Source organism: Chryseobacterium sp. W4I1, from assembly GCF_030816115.1.
GTDB lineage: Bacteria > Bacteroidota > Bacteroidia > Flavobacteriales > Weeksellaceae > Chryseobacterium.
In genome coordinates this window covers 4,085,363-4,097,597 of sequence record NZ_JAUSXQ010000001.1, presented here as the reverse complement: position 1 = coordinate 4,097,597, position 12,235 = coordinate 4,085,363, and the positions used below count along the sequence as shown (strand labels likewise).

The 12,235-nt window shown below is 39.1% G+C and carries 9 protein-coding genes; 4 read left to right on the top strand and 5 right to left on the bottom strand.

Annotated features, from left to right (window positions below; translation table 11 throughout):
• Window positions 1-31: 31 nt before the first annotated feature.
• The 5 genes from QF044_RS19115 to QF044_RS19095 form a co-directional block, all read right to left on the bottom strand.
• Window positions 32-1,252, bottom strand: a complete 1,221-nt coding sequence (locus QF044_RS19115) for an aminotransferase class V-fold PLP-dependent enzyme (RefSeq protein ID WP_307270744.1) — start codon at window positions 1,250-1,252, stop codon at window positions 32-34.
• Between the two features lie 217 nt (window positions 1,253-1,469).
• Window positions 1,470-2,105: a 50S ribosomal protein L25/general stress protein Ctc gene (locus QF044_RS19110; RefSeq protein ID WP_307270742.1), complete on the bottom strand. Its 636-nt coding sequence runs from the start codon at window positions 2,103-2,105 to the stop codon at window positions 1,470-1,472.
• Between the two features lie 54 nt (window positions 2,106-2,159).
• Window positions 2,160-3,098, bottom strand: a complete 939-nt coding sequence (locus QF044_RS19105) for a ribose-phosphate pyrophosphokinase (RefSeq protein ID WP_307270739.1) — start codon at window positions 3,096-3,098, stop codon at window positions 2,160-2,162.
• A gap of 85 nt (window positions 3,099-3,183) precedes the next feature.
• Window positions 3,184-4,746: a G-D-S-L family lipolytic protein gene (locus QF044_RS19100; protein ID WP_307270737.1), complete on the bottom strand. Its 1,563-nt coding sequence runs from the start codon at window positions 4,744-4,746 to the stop codon at window positions 3,184-3,186.
• A 10-nt stretch (window positions 4,747-4,756) separates the two neighbouring features.
• Entirely contained in the window at window positions 4,757-6,001 is a 1,245-nt protein-coding gene (locus QF044_RS19095) for an OmpP1/FadL family transporter (protein ID WP_307270736.1), read from the bottom strand.
• A 280-nt stretch (window positions 6,002-6,281) separates the two neighbouring features.
• On the opposite strand from QF044_RS19095, the gene QF044_RS19090 reads away from it, so the two are divergent.
• The 4 genes from QF044_RS19090 (at window position 6,282) to QF044_RS19075 (ending at window position 12,165) form a co-directional block, all read left to right on the top strand.
• Entirely contained in the window at window positions 6,282-7,706 is a 1,425-nt protein-coding gene (locus QF044_RS19090) for a regulatory iron-sulfur-containing complex subunit RicT (protein ID WP_307270734.1), read from the top strand.
• On the top strand, window positions 7,699-8,163 hold the full coding sequence (locus QF044_RS19085; protein WP_307270731.1) for a gliding motility lipoprotein GldH: 465 nt from the start codon (window positions 7,699-7,701) through the stop codon (window positions 8,161-8,163). Before QF044_RS19090 ends, QF044_RS19085 begins: the two co-directional genes overlap by 8 nt.
• A 6-nt stretch (window positions 8,164-8,169) precedes the next feature.
• Window positions 8,170-10,548 carry a transglycosylase domain-containing protein gene (locus QF044_RS19080; protein ID WP_307270728.1) on the top strand — a complete coding sequence of 793 codons (2,379 nt, stop codon included), beginning with the start codon at window positions 8,170-8,172 and terminating at the stop codon, window positions 10,546-10,548.
• 75 nt (window positions 10,549-10,623) lie between these two features.
• Window positions 10,624-12,165, top strand: coding sequence for a YdiU family protein (locus QF044_RS19075; protein WP_307270725.1), 1,542 nt, complete (start codon window positions 10,624-10,626; stop codon window positions 12,163-12,165).
• The last annotated feature ends 70 nt before the right edge of the window (window positions 12,166-12,235 follow it).

The window sequence follows — 12,235 nt, the reverse complement described above, 5'->3', positions numbered from 1 at the left end:
AGCAGCTGATAAACAACTGCTTTTTTATATTTTATCCGAGCATTTTCTGAGCTTTCTTCACCCCTTCTACAAGCTTGTCAATTTCTTCAAAAGTATTGTAGACAGCAAAACTGGCTCTTACCGTTCCGGCTATATTGAAAAAGTTCATGATAGGCTGTGTACAGTGATGTCCGGTCCTTACAGCAATCCCCATTTTATCAAGAATCATTCCTACATCGGAAGAAATCCCCACGCCTACCAGATTAAAGGAAACGACGCCCGTTCTTTTTGCTTTCTCACCGTAGATCTTTATATTTTCCAGCTCCAAAAGTTTTCTTTGAGCATACTCCAACAATGCATTCTCATGATTCTGAATATTCTGTCTTCCGATTTTTTCCATAAAATCTACAGCCGCACCTAATGCAATATTTCCACCTACATTTGGGGTTCCGGCTTCATATTTAAAAGGAAGCCCGGCATAAGTAGTTCCGTCGAAAGAACAGGTAGCAATCATCTCTCCTCCCCCATGGAACGGTGGAAGCTCTTCAAGAATTTCCTGCTTTCCATATAGGATACCGGTTCCCATCGGAGCATACATTTTATGGCCAGAGAACACAAAGAAATCACAATTCAGCTTCTGTACATCAATGGTGAAGTGAGGAGCAGACTGCGCCCCATCAATCACAACATAAGCATTTGAATTTTTTCTTGTTTTCGCAATGATCTCTTCTATAGGATTTACAATTCCCAAAGCATTGGAAACCTGGTTCACAGAAACCACTTTCGTTTTTTCACTTAAAAACTGATCGAGGTAATCCAGCTGAAGAATTCCATTTTCATCAATCGGGATCACTCTGAGCTTTGCGCCGGTTCTTTCACAAAGCAGCTGCCAGGGAACGATATTGGAATGATGCTCAAGGTAAGAAATAATAATCTCATCGTCCTTTTTAAGCTTCTGCGTTAAAATATAGGCGATGAGGTTCAGTCCTTCGGTAGTCCCTTTTGTAAAAATGACTTCAAAATCATGTTTTGCATTAATGAATTTCTGGATTTTTCTTCTTGAAAGTTCCATTTCTTCAGTAGCAAGCTGGCTTAATGTATGAATCCCCCTGTGAACATTGGCATTAAGATCTGTATAATATTGATTCCAGACTTCCAAAACGGAATTGGGTTTCTGGGATGTTGCTGCATTATCTAAGTAAACCAAAGGTTTACCATTCACTTCGCGGTTTAATATAGTAAACTGACTTCTTATTTCTTGAATGTCAAACATTTATTAAAATTTTAAATTAGATGGCTCTTATTTAGAACACTTCAAATTTACGTCTTTTTTTCTGAAAGGATGCATCTCAATAATGACTGATACTTATCAGTTAATAGAAAAATTCGATGGATAGGATGACAAAGAAAGATCCATACTCCATTTATTGAATAAATAAAAACCTGCCAATAAATTGACAGGTTTTATATTGTGTTTGAATAAGCAAAAATTATTCTGCTGCAGTTTCTTCTGCTGGAGCTGCTCCTTCTTCAGTTGCAACTTCTTCCTCATCGTCATCAGCTACAGCACCACCTTTCATTGCATTTCTAGACATCTTAACAGCCACTACAACTGCATTGTCAGGATGCACGAAAGAGAATCCTTCAGCTTTAAGACCTCCTACATAAAGTTTGTTACCAATTTTCAATGGAGTAACATCAACCACTACCTCATCCGGCAAGTTTGCAGGAATAGCTTTTACTTTCAATTTTCTGAAAGACTGACGTAAAACACCACCAGCCACAACACCTTTAGAACGTCCAGTAAGTCTTACAGGAACTTCCATAATTACCGGCTTATCATCAGATAACTGGTAGAAGTCTACGTGTAAGATTTTGTCCGTAATTGGGTGGAACTGAATATCCTGAAGGACAGCCGGAATTGTTTTTCCGTCTAGTTCAATAGATACCGTGTGTGCTTCAGGAGTGTATACTAAACCTTTAAAAGCTCTCTCTTCAGCAGAGAAGTTTAAAGGCGCTTCACCTCCATAAACAACACAAGGAACTAATTCAGCATCACGCAAAGCTTTTGTAGACTTTTTGCCCACGTTTTCTCTTTTTGTACCTTGAATTGTAATAGATTTCATTTATAAAAATTTAAAAAATTATTCGATTAAATTACGCAAACTTCTAAAAATCAATTAGATAATAAACTTACTGCTAATTGATTGATGCTCATGAACCATGGTCATAACGTCTGCAAATAATGGGGCGCAAGATAGCACTTTTATTTTAGTTGACAAATTATTTTTAACAGGAATTGAGTCAGTTACAATCACTTCCAATAATTTTGAGTTCTCAATATTCTCGTAAGCCTTTCCGGAAAGTACTCCGTGAGTAGCCATTGCTCTTACTGATTTTGCTCCTTTTTCCATCAAAATATCTGCAGCTTTGCAAAGTGTACCTGCAGTATCAATCATGTCATCGATAAGGATTACATTCTTTCCTTCCACATCTCCAATCAGGAACATCTCTTCCACAACATTCGCTTTCTTCCTTTCCTTGTAAGCAATTACAACATCAGCACCAAGATGGCCTGCATAGTTTTTTGCTCTTTTTGCTCCACCCATATCCGGAGAGGCGATGGTAAGACTGTCAAGATTTAAGTTTCTGATATAATCCACAAAAATGCTTGAAGCATACAGATGATCTACCGGGATTTCAAAGAATCCCTGAATCTGGTCTGCGTGAAGATCCATTGTCATTACTCTTGTTGCTCCAGCTGCTGTTAATAGATTAGCAACCAGCTTTGCCCCTATCGGAGCTCTCGGTTTGTCTTTTCTGTCCTGTCTTGCAAGTCCGAAGTAAGGAATTACTACAGTAATGCTTTTTGCGGAAGCTCTTTTCGCTGCATCAATCATCAATAGAAGTTCTAAAAGATTGTCTGCTGGCGGGAAAGTAGATCCTATCAGGAAAACTCTTCCTCCTCTCACAGATTCGTCCAAAACAGGCTCAAATTCTCCGTCGCTGAACTCCTGAAAGTTGATTTTTCCTAATTCTTTCCCATAATGCTGGGCAATTTTTTCTGCCAAGTCCTTACTGGTTCTTGTACAAAATAGATAACTTAACTGATCGGCCATTTTTACTTTTTAAAGATTCTGCAAATTTAAAAAAAAACCACAAGAATTAGTCTTGTGGTTTCTAAGTTTTTATTTTCCTGTATGATTACGGGAATTTTATTCCTGAATACTTATTAGGATCTACCTGTGGCAAAGTAGATTTGTACTTCATATTGATAGATTTGATAAACTCGTTGGCAATAACTGCATAACCTCTTCCGGTAAGGTGAACACCGTCAAGAGAGAATGCGCCTCCGGTCACGAATTTGGCAGTATATTTTACCCCATCAAAGGAAATACCTGAATTTCCATTAAGCTCAACCATTTTAGCATTCCCATCTACAAAAGCTAATCCATAAGAATCAGCAAGTGATTTTATAGAAGTATTATAAGCATCTACTGCTGTCTTCACATAAGAAGCTTCTGTTTTTGTTAATACATGTTGATTTTGCAACGGATAAGAAATCCCATAAACATTTACAGGAGCCGGTGCTCCCGGTGCAGGAGTTCCAATTAGAGAACTTGATGTAAGAAGGATATAGTCATCTGATTTAGCCTGTCTTGCCTGTCCAAATATTTGTCCGAATGCAGCTGCTGTAAGCGGTCCTAAAGAAGGAGTCAATGCAGCAGTAAGCTGTGCAGACAGATCCGTAAGGGCAACATCTTTTATCAGAACAGGATTTGCAGAAGTAGAAGAAAGCAAATTAATTCTATCTCCAGCTCCAAAAGCAGTAAGTGCCTGCTTTAATGGTCCGTACAAACTTGCATTAAGAGTTGCTAAATTCGCTCCCAAAGTTGTTGGCGTTAAAGGATTGTAAGGCACTGTCGTGAAAAAAGGAATAGATGTAACATAAGGAATATTTCCAATAACTCCTTTTGTAGTACCTACACTTTTAAGACCATCCAGTACAGCTTTAATAGATCCCGCTACAAGATTGGGATCAGAAATATCATTTGATTTATAAGTCGTCGGATTTACGTTATTGGTTTGGACAGTTGCAACAGTATAAGTAGTGACACCACCTACCGTTTGAGAATTGGTTCCCCCATTGGTTGCATAAGACAATACATCATTATTACCAATCCAAAGAGAGAAAAATGTTGGCTTCTGAGCCATTGCATCTGCTAAAACAGTAGTTGTTGCAGAAGTAGCAAATCGCACAAAATATGGATTGGCAGCTCCTATGGCAAGATTGGCAGCACTCCCGTAACCTGGCGCAACCAAGTGGAAAGATTTAGCTCCCGGAACTCCCATATTTTGATAAGGTCCACCGGTGGCCACATTATCTAATGCAGCAGCAGGACTGCTTGCAACAGGGCCCAAGCTACCGCTTGCAGTAACCTGAAGAGTCAATTTCCCCGGAAAACCTGGTAATCCGATAAATCCTCCTACATCGTTTGGCATCAGCGGTTGTTTAAAAGCTCCACCACCAGCAAGCTGCATCTGAGCTGCAATTATACTTGGATAAGATTCACTTTGCCCACTGCTGTAAAGTGCTCCATCTCTGTAACCAGAAGTCAGGGAATTTCCTAAGGAAATATATTTAGAAAAATCTGCATCTCCTTTAGTCACTTGAACATCTTTTACATCTGTATCGAAATCAGTTTCACAACTTGTTGTAAAAAGAAGTGCAGAAACGGCAAGTGTTGATATTATAATTTTTTTCATAGTCTTTCAATTAAAAAGGGTTATACGATAAACCTAAACCAAAGTAAAATGCTTTAGCTTTTGCCTGTCCGTTAAAGCCAAGAGTAGTATTTCTCACGTCTCTGGCCTGAGGAAGTGCATATCCTCCTGCGATATCAACTCCGAACTGCTTTAGTTTAAAACCAAGACCTCCGGTAATTACATACGTATTGAATGAAGGTGTTTCCGGAATAAAGTGATCGTCCGTATAAGGAGATTCATCATAGTAAGCTCCTAAACGTCCGAAGATCATATCAGTGAAAGCATACTGTGTCCCCAATCTGAATGTTTTTGAGTTTCTAAAGTTTTTAGGAGATACAAGAACCGTAGGATCTGCTGGATTTCCAGTAGCAACCGGAGCCGTAGCAAAATCAAGAGTCAGCTTGCTGTATCTTTCCCATCCGTGATAGTTAAAGTCAGCTGAAACCAACCACTTCGGTGTCACTTTGTATGTTAAACCAACTGTATATTCTTCTACTAAAGGAAGTGTTGCTGTAAATTTATCCTGACCTGTACTTGGATCCAGTCCTAATAACGGATAAACAGATGCTGAAGGGAATTTGAATGTAGCTGTTCCGTTTTTAGCTTTCATATCAATAGGGGAACGGTAAGCAATACTTATATCCAACTTTGGATCAGGTCTGAAATAGAATCCGAATCCATAGCCGCTACCGCTTGCCTTTTCATCTTTAATGTTCAATTCACCACCGAACTGCGTCACCGCTTTATCCCAGTCTACTTTACCTTTTGCATAAATATAGCTTGCTCCGAATGACACCCAAGGCGCCAGTTTCACAGAGACCATTGGCTGAAAATAGAAACTCTTCAGCTCCAGTTTCTGCACCATTTCTCTTCCTTCCCAGTCGCTAGGCCACTGGATAGTACTTCCAAAAGGTGTAGTAAAACTGAAACCAACAGACAGGTTCTCTATCGGTCTGTAAGCAACCGCAGCATATAACGGAGTCCCAAGAGGATTATCTGTTTCTGTACTTTGTAAAGTATTCAAGTTTTGAAAAGTAACTTTATTACTTGCACCAAACCCTCCTGCTACTATACTCAGTTTAGAAGGAATGAATGACATACCCGCTGGGTTAAAGAATGCCACACTTGCGTCTTCGGCATGAGCACTAGTATGTGCCATGGCCAATTGTTTCACTCCTTGTAGAGATACTCTGAAGCCCCCTGCGTAGGATAGAACACCCGCCAATAAAGCAGTTGATACTAATATTTTTTTCATAGACTGTTATTATATAAGCCAAATATAAAATTATTTTGAATACACCTGTTAATATTTCTTAATATTTTAAACAATATCCCAAAAGAAAATTATGTTTGAAATAGCACTTTGAAAAAACACCTGTCTAAACTTATCTTTTATAACAACTTATCAATATTTATCCCATCATATAATTTATTCGTTTAATGTTAAACAATGACGATATTGAATATTTGAGTATTTTAGAATTGCATAAAGATAAATTTACATAAATTTGCAAGATTATAAAAAAAATAGTTATATGAGTTGTGGATGCAAAACATCCGGCGATTCTGCACATTCTTGCGGACCCAAAAAGACCGCGAATGGCTGTGAAAGTGTAAATACCTGTGGTAATAGTTATAAATTAAGTGTTTTCGACTGGCTTTCTGACATCAACAATCCTGCATCAAATAGGTGCGACCTTGTAGAAGTTAGATTTAAAAATGACAGAAAATCGTTTTATAAGAATGTAAATAATATCCCTTTACATATAGGTAGCGTAGTAACAGTAGAATCAAGCCCGGGGCACGATGTAGGCGTAGTAAGCCTCACCGGAGAATTAGTAAAGATTCAGATGAAAAAGAAAAAATTTCCTGAAGAATCTGTACTCAAAATATATAGACAGGCTAACCAGAAAGACCTTGAGGTCTGGCAGGAAGCCCGAAAAAAAGAAGATGGCGTAAAACTGGAAGCCAGAAAGATCGCCTACAGAATAGGTCTTGAAATGAAAGTCACTGATGTAGAATACCAGGGCGATTCTTCAAAGATCACTTTTTATTACACTGCTGATAACCGAGTGGATTTCAGGCAGCTGATAAAAGAATATGCCGGAGCTTTCAGAACAAAGATCGATATGAAACAGATCGGGTTCAGGCAGGAAGCGGCCAAAGTAGGCGGAATCGGATCGTGTGGAAGAGAACTCTGCTGTTCCACATGGCTTACAGATTTTAGATCCGTCAATACGAATGTAGCAAGATACCAACAGTTAAGCATTAATCCTCAAAAACTTGCAGGACAATGTGGTAAATTGAAATGCTGTCTTAATTACGAACTGGACAGTTACCTTGATGCATTAAGCCATTTTCCCTCTTCTTCAACAACATTGGACACGGAAAAGGGAAGAGCATTCTGTATCAAAATAGACGTTTTCAAAAAGAAAATGTGGTTTGCCTATGTTGACAGCTCTATGGCATGGTACGATTTTGATATTGAACTCGTTAAGAAATTAATAGCAAAAAACAAAAAAGGCGAAAGAACGCCTCCTTTGGAAGATCTTAAACAGCCGGATATCCCTGCCCAAACTATTGACCTGATCCAGGAGAACAATATGGACAGGTTTGAAAAGAAAAACAGAGGAAACAACAGGAACAGAAACCAAAACAACAGACCAAACAACGGCGGTCAAGCGCAAGGGCAACAAGGACAAGGACAGGGACCAAAGAAAAACAGACCGGAAAGGACTGAGAGACCTGAAAGAACCGATAGACCTGACAGACCAGAAAACACTAATGCAAATTCTGGAAATCAGCCTAGACCGCAACAGAAGCAACAGCAAAAACCGCAGCAGCCAAAAGCACAAACGGAAAGAGCTGATACACCTTCTGATCCTGAGAAAAAACAGCAGAACTCAAACAAGAAAAATTTTAAAAAGAAATTTCCTCCAAAAAAAGATAAAAATGCGTAAAACTTTAGGATTATTACCTCTTATGCTTTTCTTTAGTTGTCATTCTTCCCAGGAAGAAAATGTGACGATGAATTCCGTTAATAATAAATGGAACAAGAAAAGTGAGCAAAAATTTAATCTTGAAGTTACCGATCCGCAGAATCCTAAAAATATTATATTTGTTGTAAGAAATAACAATGATTATCCTTACAGCAACATAAGATTCATTGTCAACTTCACCAACCTGCAGAACAAAAAAAAGGAAACAGATACCCTGAATTATGTTTTGGCGAAACCAAACGGAGAATGGCTTGGTACAGGTTTTGGTGACACGAAGGAAGCATTATTTCAGTATAAAATGAACTACAGATTTCCAGCAAAGGGAAAATATGAGATCGGCCTGATTCAGGCGATGAGAAATGACATCCTTCCGGGAATTGAAGACGTTGGAGTAAAAATAGAAACGGCTAAACCGTAACCATAAATGGAAGACAACAGACAAAATGCAGGAAACAAGGGAAAAACCTTCCCTCTTCCTCCCAAAAAAAAGAAAGATACCTCCTGGAAAAAATGGGTTAGATTTATTTGGATTGGACTCATTGCGGTAGTTTTAGGTATTTCAGGACTTTTCTTTGCTGTTTCTCAGGGTTTCCTTGGGGAAATGCCTGATGTAAAGGAACTTGAAAACCCTGACATCTACGTCGCTTCTGAAATCATTTCATCGGATGGGGTTACTTTAGGCAAATTTGAAAAAGAAAAAACGCAGCCTATTGTTTATAAAGACCTTCCTCCTTACCTTATTTATGCCCTTCAGGCTAAAGAAGACGAGCGTTTCAAAGAACACTCAGGGATTGATCTTCAGTCTATTGCCAGAGCCGTAGTTTATGGAGGTGGCCGAGGCGGAGGTTCCACTATTACCCAGCAGTTAGCTAAGCTTCTTTTCACAGGATCTGCTTCTCAGAATAAAATTGAAAGAGCATTCCAGAAACTGAAAGAATGGGTAGTTGCAGTAAGTCTTGAAAAAAGATATACCAAAGAAGAGATCATCACATTATATTTCAACAAGTTTGACTTCCTTTTCAATGCTAACGGTGTAGAAATGGCTTCCAAGGTTTATTTTAACAAAAAAACTTCGGAACTTACCCTTCCTGAGGCGGCCACTTTTGTAGCCATGCTTGAAAATCCAAGGAAGAACAATCCTTACAGATATCCTGAAAAAGCAAAGGACAGAAGAAATGTAGTGCTGGAGCAGATGCAGAAAACCGGTTATATTGACCAGGCTACTTATGAAAAAGCCATTAATACTCCGGTAGAAGTAGACTTCCACCCTATTAAAAATATTACAGACGGATATTCTGCGTATTATAAATTTTATTTAAGAAAAGAAATAGACAGGTACCTTGAAGGCTACGAAAAAGAAACCGGCAAGAAACTTAATCTTTACAAAGACGGATTAAAGATTTATGTTACCCTTGATTCCAAAATGCAGAAATATGCTGAAGAATCAATCAAGGAGCACCTTACTGATCTACAGAAACGATTTGATGCAGAACAGAGAGGCAGAAAAGACAGACCTTTTTATTACCTGACCAAAAAGCAGGTCAATGATGTAATGATGCAGGCTGTAAGAAGAACAGGCCGTTACAAACTGCTGAAAGCTGACAATATGCCTGAAGACTCTATCATCATGGAGTTTCAGAAACCTATTAAAACATCAAGGTTCACATGGGCCGGTGAAGAAGAAGTGGAAATGTCTCCATGGGATTCCATCAGATATCACAAGCAGATTGCCCAGGCAGGCTTAATGTCAATGGTTCCGGGAAGTGGAGAGATTAAAGCATGGGTAGGTGGTATAGACTGGCAGCATTTCCAGTATGACCATATCAAACAAGGAAAAAGACAGGTAGGATCTACCTTCAAGCCATTTGTATATGCGACTGCTATTATGAAATTAGGAATGACACCATGTTCCACTGTTTCTAACGGTACTTATGATCACAAAGGATGGCATGTGCCTGGAAGAGGAGGAATGCTTACATTAAAAGACGCTCTTGCACACTCCCAAAACCCGGTTGCCGCAAGGTTAATTGAAATGACAGGAGTAGATGCCGTTATTCAGACTGCAAGAGACCTGGGTGTTACGGAAGACATTCCTAGAAACAATACCATTGCCTTAGGTTCATCAGACATTACCATTTATGAAATGCTTGGTGCATACAGTACTTTTGCCAACTATGGAAACTACAATAAACCTGAAATGATCTGGAGAATTGAAGATGCCAACGGAAGAGTAATCAAAGAAGTAAATGTAGAACCAAAAGAAGTAATGAACCCAATGTATGCCTACACCATGATTGAATTAATGAAAGGTGTTGCTCAGTTCGGTACAGCTTCTGGAGAATTAGGACGAAGAGGAATTTCAAAAGGGGTGGAAATTGCCGCTAAAACTGGTACCACTCAGAATAACTCCGATGGTTGGTTTATGGGAATTACTCCAAAACTGGCAACGGGTGCCTGGGTAGGATGGGAAGACAGAGCAACTCACTTCTTTGGAACCGGTGAAGGTCAGGGTGCGAAAATGGCATTGCCGATCTGGGCTATCTTCATGAAGAAAGTATGGGCTGACAAATCCCTGGGAATTACTCCTGATGACAAATTCACCAGACCTTCTGACTGGAAAGACGGATGTTCAAATCTTAAAGGCTTAGGTGAAGGATATGGAGATGACGGAGGGCTTCAGACCATTGACGAGATCAAGAATCCAAGACCGGTAGACCCAACTCCGAAAAACAATACAGAAAAGAAAGAAGAAAATATCAATGACAATCTCCACTCTACTGATGAGGTAGATTTTAATAAATAAATTCTCTTTTAGAAATACACAAGACCTTTCAATAATTTGGAAGGTCTTTTCTTTTATAATTTATACCTTTGACCTATGAATATTGAACAGATCAGACAGCCTTTTACCGATATATTTCCAGGAGATCTTTCCGGCAATACCCTGCAGAGAAATACTCCAAAAGTTTTATTTGCATCCGTAAATCCCGCAGGTTTTGACGGTCCTAAAATGATTGCTTTCAACGAAGCCTTATCCGAAGAAATAGGATTAGGGAAATATGAAGAAAAAGACCTGGATTTTCTTGTTGGAAACAACCTTCCGGACAATGTAAAAACCTACTCTACAGCCTATGCCGGACACCAGTTCGGGAACTGGGCAGGGCAACTTGGAGACGGAAGAGCAATACTTGCCGGAGAAATCATCAATAAAGACGGAAAAAAGACAGAAATTCAGTGGAAAGGAGCCGGAGCAACGCCTTATTCCAGGCACGCAGACGGAAGAGCAGTACTGAGGTCTTCCGTACGCGAATATCTGATGAGTGAAGCAATGTACCATCTCGGAGTTCCCACAACAAGAGCGCTAAGCTTAGCCTTAACAGGGGAAGATGTGGTCAGAGACATGATGTACAACGGAAATCCTCAGCTGGAAAAAGGTGCTGTGGTCATTAGAACTGCTGAAAGTTTCCTGCGTTTCGGACATTTTGAACTGATGTCTGCCCAGAGAGAATACGACACCCTACAGGATCTCGTTGATTTTACCATTGAAAATTATTTTCCGGAAATCACTTCAGCAGGTACTCAGAAATACAAAGATTTTTTTGAAAATGTATGTACAAGAACTGCAAATCTGATGACAGAATGGTTCAGGGTAGGATTTGTACACGGTGTGATGAACACCGACAATATGTCTGTTTTAGGATTGACGATAGATTACGGGCCTTATTCGATGATGGATGAGTATGACCTGAATTTCACCCCAAACACAACAGACCTTCCGGGAAGAAGATATGCTTTTGGACAGCAGGGACAAATCTCGCAATGGAACCTCTGGCAGTTGGCAAATGCCCTTCACGCATTGATTAAAGACGAAAAGTTCTTAGAAGACACTTTGAATCAATATGGCACTTATTTCTGGGAATCTCATGATAAAATGCTATGCAGAAAATTTGGTTTTGATGAGCTTCGGGAAAGTGATGAGGAATTTTTCACCAACTGGCAGGGATTGATGCAGGAACTTCACCTGGATTATACCTTATTTTTCAATCAGCTGGAAAAGCTAAATGCTGAAAGTGATGTTAAATCTCTCTTTGAAAATGTGTCCTATGTTGTTTTAACCGATCAAAGAATCAAAAAACTGGAAGATTTTGCGAAAAAATATGAGGCAAGGCTCTCTTCTAATAGTATTTCAAGAGAAGCGTCACTTTCATTGATGAAGCAGACAAATCCTAAGTTCACTTTAAGAAATTATCTTCTTTACGAGTGTATTGAAGAGATCAGTTCAGGAAAGACAGATATGCTTGAAAAACTTACGCGAGCATTAGAAAATCCATATGAAGAATTGTATCCTGAATTTTCTACAAAAAGGCCATCAGCCTATGATGACACATCTGGGTGTTCTACACTTTCTTGCAGCTCATAACGTAAAAAACCATATCGTTTAATAGATTTTATTGAAATTTCTACATCATATTATTATTTTTCCTTAATTT